Annotated in this window: 16 protein-coding genes and 1 pseudogene; 12 read left to right on the top strand and 5 right to left on the bottom strand. The window is 72.0% G+C overall.

The window, feature by feature from the left end; all coding sequences use genetic code 11:
- Positions 1–20: 20 nt before the first annotated feature.
- Positions 21–1,319, top strand: a complete 1,299-nt coding sequence (locus ASC82_RS28675) for a winged helix DNA-binding domain-containing protein (protein ID WP_056654007.1) — start codon at positions 21–23, stop codon at positions 1,317–1,319.
- Positions 1,320–1,329: 10 nt separating this feature from the next.
- Here ASC82_RS28675 and ASC82_RS28670 read toward each other — a convergent pair whose 3' ends face one another.
- Positions 1,330–1,959, bottom strand: a complete 630-nt coding sequence (locus ASC82_RS28670; RefSeq protein WP_056654003.1) for a MarC family protein — start codon at positions 1,957–1,959, stop codon at positions 1,330–1,332.
- 135 nt (positions 1,960–2,094) lie between these two features.
- On the opposite strand from ASC82_RS28670, the gene ASC82_RS28665 reads away from it, so the two are divergent.
- Positions 2,095–2,511, top strand: coding sequence for a YciI family protein (locus ASC82_RS28665; RefSeq protein WP_056654000.1), 417 nt, complete (start codon positions 2,095–2,097; stop codon positions 2,509–2,511).
- A 26-nt stretch (positions 2,512–2,537) separates the two neighbouring features.
- Here the strand turns inward: ASC82_RS28665 and ASC82_RS28660 are convergent, their stop codons facing one another.
- The gene (locus ASC82_RS28660) at positions 2,538–3,974 is read right to left on the bottom strand and encodes an MFS transporter (protein WP_056653997.1); all 1,437 of its coding nucleotides are present in this window, start codon (positions 3,972–3,974) and stop codon (positions 2,538–2,540) included.
- Between the two features lie 64 nt (positions 3,975–4,038).
- Here ASC82_RS28660 and ASC82_RS28655 point away from each other — a divergent pair, with 64 nt between their 5' ends.
- Both ASC82_RS28655 and ASC82_RS28650 read left to right on the top strand, forming a co-directional pair.
- Entirely contained in the window at positions 4,039–4,713 is a 675-nt protein-coding gene (locus ASC82_RS28655; protein WP_056654399.1) for a TetR/AcrR family transcriptional regulator, read from the top strand.
- Between the two features lie 125 nt (positions 4,714–4,838).
- Positions 4,839–5,126: a metal-sensitive transcriptional regulator gene (locus tag ASC82_RS28650; protein ID WP_056653994.1), complete on the top strand. Its 288-nt coding sequence runs from the start codon at positions 4,839–4,841 to the stop codon at positions 5,124–5,126.
- A gap of 108 nt (positions 5,127–5,234) precedes the next feature.
- On the opposite strand, the gene wrbA is transcribed toward ASC82_RS28650, so the two are convergent.
- Positions 5,235–5,843, bottom strand: a complete 609-nt coding sequence (gene wrbA, locus ASC82_RS28645) for an NAD(P)H:quinone oxidoreductase (RefSeq protein ID WP_056653991.1) — start codon at positions 5,841–5,843, stop codon at positions 5,235–5,237.
- Between the two features lie 154 nt (positions 5,844–5,997).
- On the opposite strand from wrbA, the gene ASC82_RS28640 reads away from it, so the two are divergent.
- Positions 5,998–6,636, top strand: coding sequence for a TetR/AcrR family transcriptional regulator (locus ASC82_RS28640; protein WP_056653988.1), 639 nt, complete (start codon positions 5,998–6,000; stop codon positions 6,634–6,636).
- Positions 6,637–6,719: 83 nt separating this feature from the next.
- Here the strand turns inward: ASC82_RS28640 and ASC82_RS28635 are convergent, their stop codons facing one another.
- Positions 6,720–7,505: a TetR/AcrR family transcriptional regulator C-terminal domain-containing protein gene (locus ASC82_RS28635; protein ID WP_056653984.1), complete on the bottom strand. Its 786-nt coding sequence runs from the start codon at positions 7,503–7,505 to the stop codon at positions 6,720–6,722.
- A 127-nt stretch (positions 7,506–7,632) separates the two neighbouring features.
- Here ASC82_RS28635 and ASC82_RS28630 point away from each other — a divergent pair, with 127 nt between their 5' ends.
- The 5 genes and pseudogenes from ASC82_RS28630 to ASC82_RS28610 all read left to right on the top strand — a co-directional run bounded on the left by ASC82_RS28630 (position 7,633) and on the right by ASC82_RS28610 (position 13,906).
- Positions 7,633–9,912, top strand: coding sequence for an excinuclease ABC subunit UvrA (locus ASC82_RS28630; protein WP_056653981.1), 2,280 nt, complete (start codon positions 7,633–7,635; stop codon positions 9,910–9,912).
- Positions 9,913–9,978: 66 nt separating this feature from the next.
- Positions 9,979–10,539: an alpha/beta hydrolase gene (locus tag ASC82_RS28625; protein ID WP_056653978.1), complete on the top strand. Its 561-nt coding sequence runs from the start codon at positions 9,979–9,981 to the stop codon at positions 10,537–10,539.
- 10 nt (positions 10,540–10,549) lie between these two features.
- Positions 10,550–11,523 (top strand): annotated as a pseudogene (gene pip / locus ASC82_RS28620) (prolyl aminopeptidase).
- 42 nt (positions 11,524–11,565) lie between these two features.
- The gene (locus ASC82_RS28615; protein WP_056653975.1) at positions 11,566–12,237 is read left to right on the top strand and encodes an HhH-GPD-type base excision DNA repair protein; all 672 of its coding nucleotides are present in this window, start codon (positions 11,566–11,568) and stop codon (positions 12,235–12,237) included.
- 115 nt (positions 12,238–12,352) lie between these two features.
- Complete coding sequence (locus ASC82_RS28610; protein WP_056653972.1) at positions 12,353–13,906, top strand: M28 family metallopeptidase; 1,554 nt, start codon at positions 12,353–12,355, stop codon at positions 13,904–13,906.
- Between the two features lie 29 nt (positions 13,907–13,935).
- Here ASC82_RS28610 and ASC82_RS28605 read toward each other — a convergent pair whose 3' ends face one another.
- Positions 13,936–15,531: a helicase HerA-like domain-containing protein gene (locus tag ASC82_RS28605; RefSeq protein ID WP_056653969.1), complete on the bottom strand. Its 1,596-nt coding sequence runs from the start codon at positions 15,529–15,531 to the stop codon at positions 13,936–13,938.
- A 97-nt stretch (positions 15,532–15,628) separates the two neighbouring features.
- Between ASC82_RS28605 and ASC82_RS28600 the strand changes: the two genes are divergently transcribed.
- Both ASC82_RS28600 and ASC82_RS28595 read left to right on the top strand, forming a co-directional pair.
- A complete protein-coding gene (locus ASC82_RS28600) occupies positions 15,629–15,925 on the top strand; it encodes a type II toxin-antitoxin system VapB family antitoxin (protein WP_056653966.1) in 297 nt (98 codons plus the stop codon).
- 98 nt (positions 15,926–16,023) lie between these two features.
- Entirely contained in the window at positions 16,024–16,653 is a 630-nt protein-coding gene (locus ASC82_RS28595; protein WP_056653963.1) for a LytR C-terminal domain-containing protein, read from the top strand.
- The last annotated feature ends 4 nt before the right edge of the window (positions 16,654–16,657 follow it).

Below are 16,657 nucleotides of genomic sequence, written 5' to 3'. Positions count from 1 at the left end.
GCCGACTCCATGCTGGGCCCATGAACGAGACGCGTACGAGAACGATCGGCGACGCCGAGCGCAGGGCCCGGCTCGCGGTGCGGCACCGGCTGGCCCCGGCCGCGCGGGCCGCGACGGCCGAGGAGGTCGGGGAGTCCTTGGTGGCGCTGCACGGGACGGACCCGGCGAGCGTGTTCCTCGCGGTGGGGGCGCGGCTGGCGGGCGGCGGCGCCGGGACGGTCGCGACGGTCGAGCGGGCGCTGTACGAGGACCGGTCGCTGGTCCGGATGCACGGCATGCGGCACACGGTCTTCGTCGTCCCGACCTCGCTCGCGCCGGCCGTACAGTCCTCGACGACCCGACCGGCCGCCGTCAGCGAACGGGCCGCACTTCTGCGGCACTTGGCGGAGGGAAGCTCCTTCGACGCGGCCTGGCTGGCGGAGACCGAGCGGCTCGTCCTCGCCGAGCTCGCCGTACGCGGGGAGGCGACCGGTACGGAGCTGGGCGCGGCCGTACCGAGGCTGCGGGAGACGTACGTGTACGGGCCGGGGACCCGCCAGGAGGGCGTCCAGTCCGTGGCGAGCCGGGTGCTGCGGGTCCTCGGCATGGAGGGGCGGATCGTGCGGGGGCGGCCGCAGGGGACGTGGACGTCGAGCCGCTTCCGCTGGTCGCCGGCGCCCGCGTCCGTCGACGAGCGCCCGCCGGTGGCTCCGGCGGAGGCGCGGGCGGAGCTGATCCGGCGCTGGCTCGCGGCCTGCGGGCCGGCGAGCGAGGCGGATCTGAAGTGGTGGACGGGGTGGAAGGTCACGGACGTGCGCGGGGCGCTCGCCGCGGTGGGGGCGGTGGCGGTGACGCTGGGCGGGCCGGGACCGGGGCCGGGGTCCAGGGCCGGCTCCGGCTCCAAGTCCGGTTCCAGGTCTGGCTCTGGCTCTGGCTCCCACTCCGGCTCCGGCTCCGGCTCCGGGGAGACGGGCTTCGTCCTCCCGGACGACCTCGACCCCGTACCGGCGCCGGAGCCGTGGGCCGCGCTGCTGCCCGCGCTCGACCCGACGGCGATGGGCTGGCAGGCCCGGGACTGGTACCAGGACCCCGGGCACCGGCCCGCGCTGTACGACCGCAGCGGGAACATCGCGCCGACGGTGTGGTGGGACGGCCGGATCGTCGGCGTCTGGGCGCAGCGGCCGGACGGCGAGATCGTCCACCGGCTCCTGGCCGACGTGGGCGTCGATGCGGTGCGGGCGATCGGGGTGGAGGCGGCACGGCTGGCGGCCTGGGTGGGGGACGTACGGGTGACACCCCGGTTCCGGACCCCGCTGGAACGGGAGCTCTCGGCGCCCTGATCACCGGCGCCTACTCGCTGTCGTCGAGCCCGGGGACCCCCAGGGCGGCGAGGCCGTTGAGGACGAGGTCGATGGCGACCGCGGCGAGCAGCAGCCCCAGGAGCCGGCCGAGGAGCTCGATGGTGGTGCCCTGGGCGCGGCGCAGGACGCCGGCGAGGAGCAGGACGCAGGCCAGGTCGAGGGCGATGACGGCCGCGTAGGCGAGGACGACGGTCGAGCGCCAGGCGAAGGAGTCTCCGGAGGCGCCCCCGATGAGGATCGCCGTCATGGCGAGCGGGCTCACCACGTACGGCGTGAGCAACTCGCGCACTCCGCTGACCAGGTCCGGGGCGTCCCGGTGGGTGCTGACGGGGCCGACGTGGAAGCCGAGGACGAGCCCGAGGGCGTAGAGGAAGAAGATGACGCCGCCCGCGAGCATGAGCGCGGGCGTGCTGATGTGGAAGAGGTTGAGCAGCCACGGGGCCGTGATGCCGGTGCCCAGCCCGACGAGGACGGCCAGTCCCGAGGAGACGAGGGCGACGGAGCGCAGCTGGCGGGGGGCGTGGATCTGGGCGAGGCCGGCGAAGGAGAGGAGCACCTTGGGCGGGCCGACGACGGAGAAGAAGGCGATGAAGGCGGTGGAGAAGCTGAGTGCGTGCACCCTGGAATCATGGGACGCCCGGGTGATTTCTCCCGTTTTTCCGGCCGAATCCCGCGCGGTGTCGAGAACCGCCCGCCGGCTCCGACTCTCCTGCGAGAGGCAGAACCGGAACGGAACGGACAAGAGGAGGACACCATGAAGTACCTGGTGATGGTGCAGGGCTCGCAGGCCGACTACGAGGCGATGGTGGGCCGCGGCTCCGCCGAAAGCCCCGCCTGGAACAAGGCGGAACTCAAGGCGATGTTCGAGCACATGAACGCGATCAACGCCGAGCTGAACACCAGGGGCGAGATGCTCGACGGCCAGGGCCTCGCCGCCCCGTCCACGACCCGCTTCGTGACGGTGGACGGCGACGGCAAGCCGGTCGTCACCGACGGCCCGTACGCGGAGACCAAGGAGGTCCTCGCCGGCTACTGGCTCCTCGAGTGCGACTCCCTGGACCGCGTCACCGAGATCGCCGCCCAGGTCGCCCGCTGCCCGGCCCCGGCCGGCTCCCCGGAGTACGCCGTCGTGATCCGCCCGGTCGACGAGACCGGTCCCACTCAGGACTGAGCGCAGGCGGATCCCTGGCCTCTTCCTCAGTGCACCCCGTGGGGGCCGCCCGTCGGGCGGGGGGTGCCTCGGGGGATGAGGAAGGGGGAGGTCAGGGCCGCTGCGGCGGCTGTGGCCGCGCAGAGGGTGAAGGCTGCGGTGAAGCCGATGTTCGTCGGTTGTGTGGTGGCGGTGAGGGCGAGGGTGGAGACGGCGGCGATGCCGATGGAGCCGCCGACCTCGTGGAAGGTGTTGACGATGCCGGAGGCGAGGCCGGCTTCGTGCGGGGCGATCAGGCCGAGGGAGGTCGTGGTCGCCGCGACGAAGACGGCGCCGAGGCCGAGGGACGCCGTGGCGAGGGCGGGCAGGAGGGTGGCCCAGGGGTTGGCGGCCGGGGTGAGGAAGGTCAGCGGCAGGCAGCCGAGGGCCGCCAGGGCCAGGCCGCCGGTGGCGCAGGTGCGCGGGCCCGCCGTGGTCACCAGGCGGGAGCCGAGGTGGGCGCCGATCGCCGTCGTGAGGGCGATCGGGAGGAAGAGCAGCCCGGTGCGGAAGGCCCCGAGTCCGTAGACGTGCTGGAGCTGCATCGAGCCCAGGAAGAAGAACGAGATCAGCAGCGCGGTCGCGATCAGCATGAGGAGTGAGCCCACCACGACCGGGCGGCGCTTCAGCATCCTCAGGTCCATCAGCGGGGCGCTGCTCGCCCGCTCGACCGCGGCGAAGAGTCCGTAGAGCGCGAGCGCGCCGAGCAGTGGCAGCAGGGTCGCGGCGGAGGTCCAGCCGGAGTCGCCCGCCTGGACGAGGCCGTACACGAGGGCGCCGGTGGCGGTGGTGACGAGGAGGGCGCCGGGGACGTCCAGGCGCGCGGTCGTCTGCCCGGCCCTGTTGGCCGGGAGGACCTTCGGGAGCGCGGCCAGCAGGGCCAGGCCGACCGGGACGTTGACGTAGAAGACCCACGGCCAGCCCGGGCCTTCGGTGAGGGCGCCGCCGAGCAGGACGCCGACGGCCGAGCCGGTGCCGCCGATCGCCGCCCAGGCCCCGAGGGCCTTGGCCCGCTCGGCGCCGTGGAAGGCGGTCGTGACGAGGGCGAGCGCGGCCGGGGAGAGGAGCGCGGCGCCGATGCCCTGGGCGATGCGGCCGGCCAGGAGGACGGGGGCGTTCTGCGCGAGGCCGCAGGCCAGGGACGCGGCGGTGAAGAGCGCCAGGCCGGTCAGGAGGACGCGGCGGGCGCCCAGGGCGTCGGCGAGCCGGCCGCCGAGGAGCATGAGCCCGCCGAAGCAGAGGGTGTACGCGGTGACGACCCAGGTCAGGGCGGTGCGGCCGAGGTCGAGGTCGGCGGAGAGGGCGGGCAGCGCGACGTTCACGACGGTGACGTCGAGGATCAGCATGAACTGGGCCGCGCAGATCAGTGCGAGGGCCGTCCAGCGGCGGGGGTGCGGGGCGGAGTGGGCAGGGGTGTGGGCTTGCTCTTCAAGGTGAGCCTTCATAACTGAACTGTACGGCACAGTACAGTTGAACTCAACGGTACAGTTCGGTTGTAGGGTGGCGGCCATGAACGCGCAGCCCTCGGACGTTCCCGCCGCACCCAAGCCCGCGCCCACCGGGGCCCGCGCCGCCCGCAAGCGGCAGGCCGTCGTACGGGCCGCCCGCGACCTCTTCCTCCGCGAGGGCTTCGGCGTCGGCATGGACGCCATCGCCGCCGAGGCGGGCGTCTCCAAGGTCACCGTCTACAACCACTTCGGCAGCAAGGAAGCCCTCTTCACCGCCGTCGTCGCCGGTGCCCTCGACGAGCCCCTGGCCGGAGGAGAGGAAGCGGAAGGGCCGGACCTCGCGCTGCTCGTCGCCGCCGACGGGCCCGACGCGCTCAAGGCCGCCCTCACCGACGCCGGCCGTGCCTGGGCCCTGGCCGTACGCGCCGACGACGAGGGCCGCGCCCTGCGCACCCTCGTCGCCACCGAGCTCCACCGTTTCCCCGAGCTGGGCCGCGCCTGGCGCGCCCACGGCCCCGCCGGCCACCACCCCGCCGTCGCGGACGCGCTGCGCACCCTCGCCGACCGGGGCCTCCTGGAGATCCCCGACCTGGAGGTCGCGGTCCTCCAGCTCTACTCGCTGCTCGTCTTCCCGCAGATGGTCTTCGAGCAGTACGGCACGGAGCTCACCGAGGAGCTGAGCGAGCGGCTCGTGACGGACGGGGCCGAGATGTTCCTCCGCCGCTACGCCGCCTGAGATCTACAGCGGAGGCGTACTCGCCGCGAGAGGGGTTCGTTCGCGGCAGGTGTCATCCTTGGTCTTCGGCGTAGCCCCGCGGTGGGGAGTAAATTACCCCCTGGGGTATCTGTGGAGGAGTGACTGTGGAACTCGATCTCGCGGGCGCGGAGCTCAAAGCGGTCCTGAACCGGCTGCGCCGGGCCCAGGGCCAGATCGCCGGCGTGATCCGGATGATCGAGGAGGGCCGGGACTGCGAGGAGGTCGTGACCCAGCTCGCCGCCGCCTCCCGCGCCCTCGACCGGGCCGGGTTCGCGATCATCGCGACCGGTCTCCAGCAGTGTCTGACCGACATCGATGACGGCCGGAAGAACGGCGAGGACCGCGACGCCATGCGGGCGCGCCTGGAGAAGCTCTTCCTGTCGCTGGCCTAGCCCGCGAACTGTCGCCGGCCTAGCCCACGAAGGACCGAAACGCCGAGCACCCCCGGGGATGTCCCCGGGGGTGCTCGCCGTTTCGGGCGGCTCTTCGGACCTCGGTCGTCAGTCGTCCGCGAGGCCCTTCAGCCGCTTCGCGATCCTCGTCAGGCGCGCGCCCTGGTAGCGGGCGGCCTGAAGGACGTTCTCCTCCGGGGCGCCGTTGGCGGCGGGGTGCGAGGTGCCGTAGGGGTTGCCGCCCGCCGCGTACACGGCCGGGTCGGTGAAGCCGGGCGAGACGATGACCGAGCCCCAGTGGTGGAAGGTGTTGTAGAGCGCGAGCAGCGTCGACTCGTTGCCGCCGTGGACGTTGTGGGCGCTGGTGAAGGCGGTCGCCGGCTTGTCCGCCATGACACCGCGCTGCCACAGGCCGCCCGAGGTGTCCACGTACTGCTTGAGCTGGGCCGCGACGTTTCCGAAGCGGGTCGGGGAACCCAGCGCGTACGCGTCGGCCCACTCCAGGTCGTCCAGCGTGGCGATCTCCACGTCACCCGTGGCGTCGACGTGGGCGCGCCAGGCCGGGTTCGCGTCGACGGCGGCGTCCGGGGCGAGCTCGGGCACCCGGCGCAGGCGCACCTCGGCACCGGCCTTCTCGGCCCCCTCGGCGACGGCCTGGGCGAGCTGGTGGACGGCACCGGTGGCCGAGTAGTAGATGACGGCGACCTTGACGGACATGACGAACTCCCTCAACCGGATTCTTTTCCGCTTTCGATGATTCGAGGTTAAGCGGATCGTTATCCGGTTCGCAAGGGCAGCAGGTATGCTCACATCGAGGAGCGACCGAGGGGGGACACGGGCGGACGAGCGCACGAAGGACAGGAGCCGGCAGATGAGCACGAGAGAACCGCAGGCCGGGAACACGGCGGCGCCGATGCTCAGCCTGCTCCCCACCGTCGGCGGCGGCCCCGCCCCGGAGCGCGCCGACGCCGCCCGCAACCGGCGGAAGATCCTCGACGCGGCCGCCCGGATCGTCGCCGAGGACGGCCCCCAGGCCGTCACCATGAACCAGGTCGCCCACGCCAGCGGCATCGGCGTCGGCACCGTCTACCGCCGCTTCGGCGACGTCTCCCAGCTCCTGTGGGCCCTGCTCGACGACCGCGAGCGGCAGTTCCAGGAGGCGTACATGAGCGGCCCGCCGCCGCTCGGGCCCGGCGCCCCGGCCGCCGAGCGGCTCGACGCCTTCCTCGACGCGCTCGTCGACCGGGTCGGCGAGCAGCGCGAGATCCTGCTCGCCGCCCACTCCGCGGCGCCCCGCGCCCGCTACCACAGCGGTGCCTACCGGGTGATGCACACCCATGTCGCGCTGATCATCGGGGAGTTGAGGCCGGGCTCCGACGCCACGCTCCTCGCGCACCTGGCGCTCGCGCCGTTCTCGCCGGACGTCATGCACCACCTGACCGTCGAGCAGGAGCTGTCGAACGAGCGGCTGAAGGCGGGCGTACGGGAGCTCCTGACCCTCAGAAGCTGAAGGCCCTCAGGCCCCGGCCCGCGCCTCAGACCCCCGGCCCACCCTCAGGACCCCGACCCGCGCCTCGGACACCAGCCCGCCCCTCAGGCCCCCGCCCCGCCCAGCGCCGCCAAGCCGTCCAGCGTCCGCGCGAGCCCGAAGGCGTACGCGTGCTCCGCGTCGTACACACCCCCGTACGCGATCGCCGACGCCTCCCCCACCCGCGCCGCCAGCGGGAACTTCTCCTCGTCGAAGACCCGGGCGAGCAGCGGCTCATGGGTGTCCCACCACTCCGCGTCGGACATCGCGCTCTCCCGCGCGACGGCCCGCGCGTCCAGCTCCGCCCGCGCGCTCGCCTGGACGGAGCCGAGGACGTACGTCAGCGCCGAGTCGCGCGCCACGTCGTCGAGCCCGAGCCCCTCGAAGGCGCCGAGCTCGTACTCGTACTTGGCCATCACCCCGGGTCCCAGCGGGGCGCGCACGACCCGCAGGTCGACCAGCCAGGGGTGCCGCAGGTACAGCGCCCGGTTCGCGTCGGCGACCGCCGTCACCCGGGCCCGCCAGGGCTCCTCCGGGCCGAACGGCGGCCGTTCCATCCGCAGGAAGGCGGCGTCCAGCATCAGGTCGATCAGCTCGGCCTTGCCGGGGACGTACGTGTAGAGCGTCATGGGGGTCACGCCGAGGCGCTGGGCGACCGCGCGCATGGTCAGCGCGTCGAGCCCGCCGCCGTCGGCGAGGCCGAGGCCGGCGTCGACCACGGCGTCGACCGTGAGCCCCTGCCGGGGGCCGCGCCGCCCCGCCGGGGCCGCGGCGCCGTCGCGCCACAGGAGCTCCAGGGTGCGCGCCGGGTCGCCGGCCCCGCTGCTGCTCTTCCCCTTGTCCGCCACCATGTCGTTCCGTTCTCGCCGTTCACGTCGCTCACGACGTTTGTGCAGGTCAGAGTCGTCGAGACTAACTTTGTACGGTGTATAGAGTACCCTTCCCGGGCAAGCAGGCCGACCACCGGAGGGCGCACGCATGAACCACCCCGTCGCAGCGGACAGCCACCACGTCATCCAGGTCCGCGGGGCCCGGGAGAACAACCTCAAGAACGTCGACGTCGACCTCCCCAAGCGCCGCCTCACCGTCTTCACCGGGGTCTCGGGCTCCGGGAAGTCCTCGCTCGTCTTCGGCACCATCGCCGCCGAGTCGCAGCGCCTGATCAACGAGACCTACAGCGCCTTCCTCCAGTCCTTCATGCCGTCCCTGTCCCGCCCGGACGTCGACGGACTGCACAACCTGAGCGCCGCGATCGTCGTCGACCAGGAGCGGATGGGCGCCAACTCCCGCTCCACCGTGGGCACCGCCACCGACGCGTACACGATGCTGCGGATCGTCTTCAGCCGCCTCGGCACCCCGCACGTCGGCACCTCGGGAGCCTTCTCCTTCAACCTGCCCGAGGGCATGTGCCCGCGCTGCGAGGGCGCGGGCGAGGTCTCGGAGATCGACGTAGACGAGCTCGTCGACCGGTCGAAGTCCCTCGACGAGGGCGCGATCACCGTCCCGAACTTCGCCGTGGACTCCTGGTACTGGAAGATCATGGCCGAGTCCGGCTTCTACGACTCCGCCACGAAGCTCGCCGACTTCACCGAGCAGGAGTGGGAGGACTTCCTCCACAAGCCGTCCTGCAAGGTGAAGGTCGGCAGCAACACCTTCACCTACGAGGGCCTCGTCCCCAAGGTCCAGCGGCTCTTCCTCGCCAAGGACCGCGAGTCGATGCAGTCGCACGTCCGGGCCTTCGTCGACCGGGCGGTCGTCTTCCGCGTCTGCCCCGAGTGCGAGGGCTCCCGGCTCACCCGGGCCGCGCTCTCCTCCCGCATCGACGGGGTCAACATCGCCGAGTGCTCGGCGATGCAGATCAGCGACCTCGCCGCGTTCGTCCGCCGGATCGAGGAGCCCTCCGTCGCGCCGCTGCTCGCCGGGCTGCGCGAGCTGCTCGACTCGCTCGTCGAGATCGGCCTCGGCTACCTCTCCCTCGACCGGTCCTCCGGCACGCTCTCCGGCGGCGAGGCCCAGCGCGTGAAGATGGTCCGCCACCTCGGCTCGCCGCTCACCGACGTCACGTACGTCTTCGACGAGCCGACCACCGGGCTGCACCCGCACGACGTGCAGCGCATGAACGACCTGCTCCTGCGGCTGCGCGACAAGGGCAACACCGTCCTCGTCGTCGAGCACAAGCCCGAGGTCGTCGAGATCGCCGACCACGTCGTGGACCTCGGGCCGCGCGCCGGGACCGCGGGCGGCGAGATCTGCTACAGCGGGAACGTGCCGGGCCTGCGCACCTCCGGCACCCTCACCGGCAACCACCTCTCCCACCGGGCGAAGCTCCGCCCCGACGTCCGGACGGGGACGGGCTCCCTCACCATCACGGGCGCGAACCAGCACAACCTCAAGGACGTGAGCGTCGAGATCCCCACCGGGGTCCTGACCGTCGTCACCGGCGTCGCCGGCTCCGGCAAGTCCTCGCTCATCCACGGCAACCTGCCCGGCCGCGAGGGGGTCGTCGTCGCCGACCAGTCCCCCATCCGCGGCTCGCGCCGCTCGAACCCGGCGACGTACACGGGGCTCCTCGCCCCGATCCGTACGGCCTTCGCCAAGGCCAACGGCGTCAAGGCGGCGCTCTTCAGCGCCAATTCGGAGGGCGCCTGCCCGCACTGCAACGGCCTCGGGCTCGTCTACACCGACCTGGCCATCGCGGCGGGCGTGGCCTCGGTCTGCGAGGCGTGCGAGGGCAAGCGGTTCACGCCCGAGGTCCTCACCTACCGGCTGGACGGGAAGAACATCCACGAGGTGCTCTCGATGTCGATCGAGGAGGCGTACGCCTTCTTCACGGCGCTCTCTGCGAAGAGCCAGGCCCGCGCGATCCTCGGCCGCCTCCAGGACGTCGGGCTCGGCTACCTCCGCCTCGGCCAGCCCCTCAACACCCTCTCCGGCGGCGAGCGGCAGCGCCTCAAGCTCGCCATCCACATGGCGGAGAAGGCCGCGGTCTACGTCCTCGACGAGCCGACCACCGGCCTCCACCTCGCCGACGTCGACCAGCTGCTCGCCCTCCTCGACCGGCTCGTCGAGGCCGGCAACACGGTCGTCGTGATCGAGCACCACCAGGCGGTCATGGCCCACGCCGACTGGCTGATCGACCTCGGCCCGGGAGCGGGCCACGACGGCGGCCACATCGTCTTCGAGGGCACACCCACCCAACTGGTCGAGAAGGGCGACACCCTGACGGCCCGCCACCTCCGGGAGTACGTGGGCGGCTGACCGGCCGTGCGCCCGCTCCGTGGACGGTGGTGGACCCGGAGCGGGCACCGGTCGCAGGATCGTGCCATGACCACGTATCTGATCCTGCACGGATTCCAGAACCACCGTCCCGCCGGCCACTGGCAGCACTGGCTCSCCGGCGAGCTGCGGGCGCGCGGCCACGAGGTGCGCTACCCGCAGCTGCCGGAGCCGGACGCGCCCGTCCTCGCGGACTGGCTCGCGGCCCTGGAGGAGCACGGCGAGCGCCCGGCCGAGGGCGAGTTCGTGGTCCTCGCGCACAGCCTGTCCGTGCTGCTGTGGCTGCGGGCCGGGGAGCGGCGGCCGGCCGCCGACCGGGTGGCGCTCGTCGCCCCGCCCTCGCCGCCCGTGACGGCCTCGATCCCCGCGATCGCCGCCTTCGCCGACGGCCTCGACCTCACGGAGACGGGCGTACGGGCACGGCTCGTGTACGGGGACGGGGACCCGTACTGCCCCGAGGGCGCCGACGTCCACTACGGCACCCCGCTCGGCCTCGACACGGACCACGTCCCGGGCGGCGCGCACCTCAACCCCGACTCGGGGTACGGGGAATGGGCCTCGCTCCTGGAGTGGTGCGAGGACCCGTCGGTGCGCGTGAAGGGTCGCTAACCTCGGGCGGATGCACCCCGTAACCGCACCGTACGACCAGGGCCTGCTCGACGTGGGCGACGGCAACCTCATCCACTGGGAGGTCTCCGGCAACCCGGCGGGCAGGCCAGCGCTCGTCGTGCACGGCGGCCCGGGCTCCGGGGCCTCGCCGCGCAGCCGGCGCTTCTTCGACCCGGCGGCGTACCGGGTCGTCCTCTTCGACCAGCGCGGCTGCGGGCGCTCCACCCCGCACGCGAGCGACCCGGCCGCCGACATGTCCGTGAACACCACCGCGCACCTGGTGGCCGACATGGAGCGGCTCCGCGAGCACCTCGGGGTCGACAGCTGGCTGCTGTACGGCGGCTCCTGGGGCTCCACGCTGATCTGGCGTACGCGGAGGCGCACCCCGAGCGGGTCACGGAGATCGTCATCGCGGCCGTCACGACCACCCGCCGCTCCGAGACGGCCTGGCTGTACGAGGGCGTCGGCCGGTTCTTCCCGGAGGCCCACGAGCGCTTCCGGGCGGGGGCGGGCCACGCGGAGGACCTGGTCGGCGCCTACGCGGCCCTCATGAACCACCCCGACCGGGCCGTACGGGAGAAGGCCGCGGCCGACTGGTGCGCCTGGGAGGACGCGGTCCTCTCCCCGGAGGGCATGGGCACCCCGTACACCGACCGGGTCGACGACACCCGGCTCGGCTTCGTCCGGATCTGCTCGCACTACTTCGCCCACGGCGCCTGGCTGGCGGAGGGGGCCCTGATCCGCGACGCGCACCGGCTCGCCGGCATCCCCGGCGTCCTGATCCACGGCCGGCTCGACATGGGCGGCCCGCTGGGCACCGCCTGGGAGCTGGCCCGCGCCTGGCCGGATGCCCGGCTGCACGTGGTCGAGAGCGCCGGTCACCTGGGCGGCGAGGAGACCGGGAAGCTGATCCTCACCGCCCTGGACGGGTTCGCGAGGGGGGTCCCCCTGCCCGGGCGAAGCCCGGAGCCCGCGGGAGGGTGAATCCACCGGGCGTACGCCGGGCGCGAGCGGGATGATCGGTTCATGAGCCCCACGCCCAAGACCCCCGAGATCCATCTCGCCCAGCAGCCCGACGCCGACGCGCTGCTCGGGCGCTCGCCGCTCGCCGCGCTCGTCGGCATGCTCCTGGACCAGCAGGTTCCGATGGAATGGGCGTTCTCCGGCCCGTACACGATCGCCTCGCGGCTCGGGGCCGACGACCTCGACGCACACGAGATCGCCTCCCGCAACCCGGAGGAGTTCGCCGCGCTGCTCTCCGAGAAGCCGGCCGTGCACCGCTACCCCGGGTCGATGGCCCAGCGCGTACAGCAGCTGTGCGCCTTCCTCGTCGAGGAGTACGGCGGCGACGCCGAGGCCGTCTGGGCGGACGCGGCGACGGGGAAGGAGCTGCTCGCGCGGCTCCAGGCGCTGCCCGGCTTCGGGAAGCAGAAGGCGCAGATCTTCCTGGCGCTGCTCGGCAAGCAGTACGGGGTGCGGCCCACGGGCTGGCGGGAGGCGGCGGGGCCGTACGGCGAGCAGGGCTCGTACCGCTCTGCCGCCGACATCACCGGCCCGGAGTCGCTGGCGAAGGTGCGGGCGCACAAGCAGGAGATGAAGGCGGCGGCGAAAGCGGAGAAGGCAGGGAAGGCAAGCAAGGCAGGGGAAGCGGAGAAAGCCTCAAAAGACTCCAAGGGGAGTAAATCACCCGGGAATTGATAATTCCAGATTTCAATCCTGCTCAACGTGACAGGAATTGTGGAGAAGGTGTTCACAGGATGCCCTGCTGATCGCTAACTTCCCCTCAACCTCGTCCGTAACGGGAAGGACTTCTGTGAACGCTACCCAGCGCCGAGCCGCGGCCATTCTGGCCGCCGCCGCCCTCGCCACCCCGCTGGTCCTCGCCTCTCCCGCCACCGCGGTGAAGGACCCCTCGGCCGCACCCGCCCGCGATGCCGCCCAGCTGGCGAAGAAGCTGGTCCGCGAAACCACTGGCCAGGACGCCTACAAGCACCTGCAGAAGTTCCAGGCGATAGCCGACTCGACCGGCGGCCACCGCGCCGCCGGCACGCTCGGCCACGACGCCTCCGCCGCGTACGTGTACCAGCAGCTCAAGAAGGCCGGCTACAACGTCTCGTACGAGCAGTTCGACTTCATCTACACCGAGACCCTCGCCGAGAAGGCCTCCGTCGTCTCGCCCGCGCCCCGCACGCTCGACGTCAAGGCGATGACGTACACCAAGTCCACCCCGGTCGGCGGCATCAAGGCCGACCTGGCCGCCGTGCCCGTCGACGCCGACGGCACCACCGGCTGCGAGCCGGGCGACTACGCCACGGGGACCTTCACCGGAAAGATCGCGCTCATCAAGCGCGGCGGCTGCTCCTTCGCGATCAAGCAGCAGCAGGCCGCCGCGGCCGGCGCCGCCGGCGCGCTCATCTACAACAACGCCGCGGGCGTCCTCTCCGGCACCCTCGGCGACCCCGCATCGGGCAAGCTCCCGACCGGTGGCATCACCCAGGCCGAGGGCGAGCAGCTCGCCGCCGACCTCGCCAAGGGCGCGGTGAACGTCTCCTTCGAGATCCGCCAGCTCCAGGAGAAGCGGATCACCAACAACGTCATCGCGGAGACCAAGGGCGGCAACGCCGCCAACACCGTGATGCTCGGCTCGCACCTCGACTCCGTCACCGCCGGCCCCGGCATCAACGACAACGGCTCCGGCTCCGCCGGTCTCCTCCAGACCGCCCTGGAACTCGCCAAGTCGAAGGACAAGGTCCGCAACAAGGTCCGCTTCGCCTGGTGGTCCGCGGAGGAGAACGGCCTCCTCGGCTCGGAGCACTACGTCGCCAACCTGACGGAGCTCGACAAGAAGGAGATCAAGCTCTACCTCAACTTCGACATGATCGCCTCGCCGAACTACGGCCTGTTCGTGTACGACGGCGACAACTCGGACAACGTCGGCGCGGGCGCGGGCCCCGAGGGCTCCGCCCAGCTGGAGCGCGACATCACCGACTTCATGGACAAGCGCGGGGTCCCGAACGAGGGCACCGACTTCTCCGGCCGCTCCGACTACGGCCCGTTCATCGAGGTCGGCATCCCCTCCGGCGGCACCTTCACCGGCGCCGAGGGCATCAAGACCGCCGCCCAGGCCGCCAAGTTCGGCGGCACGGCGGGCGTCGCGTACGACGTGAACTACCACGCCAAGGGCGACGACCTGAAGAACGTCAACATGAAGGCCTTCGACGTCAACATCGACGTCATCGCCAACGCCGTGGGCACCTACGCCCACGACATCTCCTCCCTGCGCAAGCCGGTCGTCTCCACCCCGACCACGGGCGGCGAGAGCAGCGGCGGCGGCCTGCACGACGACCACCACGAGGTCACCGAGTAGCAGTCCGCCGGTCCTGTCGGTCGGGCCCGTCAGCGCTTCCGGCGGGCCGTACCGAAGATCGAGCGGCTGATCTCCCGGCCCAGCTGGGTGCCGATCGACCGGGCGAGGGACGTGAAGATCCCACTGCCCACCACCTGTTCGGCGAGCGAGGGCTCCGGCTTCGGAGCCCTCGCTCCCTGCTGTGAAGCCGCCGCCTTCCCGGCCTCCTGCGCCGCCGCGGCCTCCAGGGCCGCCGCCTCCGCCGCCTGCTGCTCGGCCGTCAGCCGCTCGTACGCCGACTCCCGGTCCACCGCCTGCGCGTACCGCGCGTAGAGCGTCGACGCCTTCACGGCGGCGTCCAGCGCCGCCGCGTCGATCGGCCCCATCAGCGACTCGGGCGCCCGCAGCCGGGTCGCCGCCACCGGCGTCGGCGCGCCGTTCTCGCTCAGTACGGTGATCACCGCCTCGCCCGTACCGAGCCCCGTGAGCACCTCCTCCAGGTCGTACGCGGAGTTCGGGAAGGTCCGCACCGTCGCCTTGAGCGCCTTCGCGTCGTCCGGGGTGAAGGCGCGCAGGGCGTGCTGCACCCGGTTGCCGAGCTGCGCCAGCACGTCCGAGGGAACGTCCTTCGGCGTCTGCGTCACGAGGAAGATCCCCACGCCCTTCGAGCGGATCAGCCGGACCGTCTGCGTGATCGACTCCAGGAACGCCTTCGACGCCCCCTTGAAGAGCAGGTGCGCCTCGTCGAAGAAGAAGACCAGCTTCGGCTTCTCCTGATCGCCGACCTCCGGAAGGTCGTCGAAGAGGTCCGCCAGCATCCACATGAGGAAGGTCGAGAAGAGCTGAGGCTTGTCCTGCACGGCCGGCAGCTCCAGGACCGAGACGATCCCCCGCCCGTCCGCCGACGTCCGAAGGAACTCGCTCGTGTCGAACTCCGGCTCCCCGAAGAAATCCCCCGCGCCCTGCTGCTCGAAGGCCGTGATCGACCGCAGGATCACCCCGGCCGTGACCGTCGACAGCCCGCCGATCCCCTTCAGTTCGGCCTTCCCCGTGTCCGAGACCAGGAAGGCCACCACCGCCCGCAGGTCCTTGAGGTCGACCAGTTCGAGGCCCTTGGCGTCGGCGTAGTGGAAGATCAGGCCGAGCGACTGCTCCTGGGTCTGGTTGAGCTGGAGCACCTTGGAGAGGAGCACGGGGCCGAAGCTGGTCACCGTGGCGCGCACCGGGATGCCGGGGCCGGTGCCCCCGAGCCCGTAGAACTCGCAGGGGAAGCCCGTCGCCCGCCATTCCTGGCCGACCTGGGCGGCCCGCTCCCGCACCTTCTCGCCGTCCTCCCCGGGCGCCGAGATCCCGGAGACGTCGCCCTTGATGTCGGCGAGGAAGACCGGCACGCCCTGGGCCGAGAGCTGCTCGGCGATCAGCTGGAGCGTCTTCGTCTTGCCGGTGCCCGTCGCGCCGGCGACCAGACCGTGGCGGTTGAGCATCGGCAGCGGGATGCGCACCGGCGCGTCCGGGTGACATGCGCCGTCCCAGAGCAGCGCCCCCAGATCGAGTGCCGCACCGTCGAACGCGTACCCGGCGGCGATCTCGGCGGCGGGCCCGGCCAAGGGCGCGGGCGGCTGTTCGCTCTGCTCACTGACGCTCATGAGGGCACCTTGATTTCACTTTTGTCACGGTTCGCACCAGCATCCCACCGCCCTCGCGTGGCTGCGCCGGGAGCCGGTCGCCCGGTAGGCTTTCCGTGTGATCTTCAAGCGCATCGGACAAGGAAAGCCGTATCCCGACCACGGCCGGGAAAGCACCCGGCAGTGGGCTGACGTCGCGCCGCGCCCGGTCCGCCTCGACCAGCTGGTCACCACCAAGGGCCAGCTGGACCTGGAGACGCTGCTCGCCGAGGACTCCACCTTCTACGGCGACCTCTTCGCGCACGTCGTGAAGTGGCACGGCGACCTCTACCTCGAGGACGGACTGCACCGCGCCGTCCGCGCGGCACTGCAGCAGCGCCAGGTGCTGCACGCCCGCGTCCTGGAACTGGACTGACCGCTTACTGACCCTTTCGGGGTCAGTTCGCCCCCATCCGGACGCGATCACATGATCATCAAGTAGGCATCGCCGACGGGCGGCATTACGCTGCGTTCATGAGCATGCTCACTCCCCCCGGAATGGGCGGAAAGTACCGCATCACGGGGGATGTCTACCCGCGCATGCGCCGCCCCCACCGCCGGCGCCGGATCATCCTCGCGGCCGCGGCCTCCGTGGTCGTGCTCGGCGCGGCCGGCTGGGGCACGCTCCAGCTCGTCGACGTCTTCTCCGGCGACGAGGGCAAGAAGACGACCGCCGGGAAACAGGCCGACTGCAAGCCCGTGGCCAAGGCGACGACCCCGCCCGCGGCCGTCCTCCCCAAGCCCGGCCAGATCACGGTCAACGTCTACAACGCGACCCCGCGCAGCGGACTCGCCAAGACGACCGCCGACGAGCTCAAGAAACGCGGCTTCAAGATCGGCAAGGTGGGGAACGCCCCCGCAGCCTTCGACAAGAAGGTCACCGGCGCGGGGCTGCTGCTCGGCGCGCCCGCGGCCACCAAGGGCGCCTTCCCGGTCCTCGGCACCCAGCTCAAGGGCACCACGACCAAGACGGACACCCGGGCCACGGCGGACGTCGACCTGATCATCGGGACCGCGTTCAAGACGCTGTCCCCGAAGGCGACGGCGGACGCGGCCCTGGTCGCCTTGACCAAGCCCGCGCCCGTACCGACCGGAAAGTGCTGAAGAG

This window comes from Streptomyces sp. Root431 (assembly GCF_001426585.1).
In the GTDB taxonomy this organism is placed as follows: Bacteria; Actinomycetota; Actinomycetes; order Streptomycetales; family Streptomycetaceae; genus Streptomyces; species Streptomyces stackebrandtii.
This window is presented reverse-complemented; position numbering and strand designations above follow the sequence as displayed.

Bases quoted from the DNA above. Each gene is read 5' to 3' on its own strand.
- ASC82_RS28630 (WP_056653981.1), top strand. From the start codon at position 7,633: ATGAACCACCCCGTCGCAGCGGACAGCCACCACGTCATCCAGGTCCGC.
- ASC82_RS28655 (WP_056654399.1), top strand. From the start codon at position 4,039: ATGAACGCGCAGCCCTCGGACGTTCCCGCCGCACCCAAGCCCGCGCCC.
- ASC82_RS28615 (WP_056653975.1), top strand. From the start codon at position 11,566: ATGAGCCCCACGCCCAAGACCCCCGAGATCCATCTCGCCCAGCAGCCC.
- ASC82_RS28595 (WP_056653963.1), top strand. From the start codon at position 16,024: ATGAGCATGCTCACTCCCCCCGGAATGGGCGGAAAGTACCGCATCACG.
- ASC82_RS28605 (WP_056653969.1), bottom strand. From the start codon at position 15,531: ATGAGCGTCAGTGAGCAGAGCGAACAGCCGCCCGCGCCCTTGGCCGGG.
- ASC82_RS28635 (WP_056653984.1), bottom strand. From the start codon at position 7,505: ATGGTGGCGGACAAGGGGAAGAGCAGCAGCGGGGCCGGCGACCCGGCG.
- ASC82_RS28640 (WP_056653988.1), top strand. From the start codon at position 5,998: ATGAGCACGAGAGAACCGCAGGCCGGGAACACGGCGGCGCCGATGCTC.
- ASC82_RS28675 (WP_056654007.1), top strand. From the start codon at position 21: ATGAACGAGACGCGTACGAGAACGATCGGCGACGCCGAGCGCAGGGCC.
- ASC82_RS28660 (WP_056653997.1), bottom strand. From the start codon at position 3,974: ATGAAGGCTCACCTTGAAGAGCAAGCCCACACCCCTGCCCACTCCGCC.
- wrbA (WP_056653991.1), bottom strand. From the start codon at position 5,843: ATGTCCGTCAAGGTCGCCGTCATCTACTACTCGGCCACCGGTGCCGTC.
- ASC82_RS28665 (WP_056654000.1), top strand. From the start codon at position 2,095: ATGAAGTACCTGGTGATGGTGCAGGGCTCGCAGGCCGACTACGAGGCG.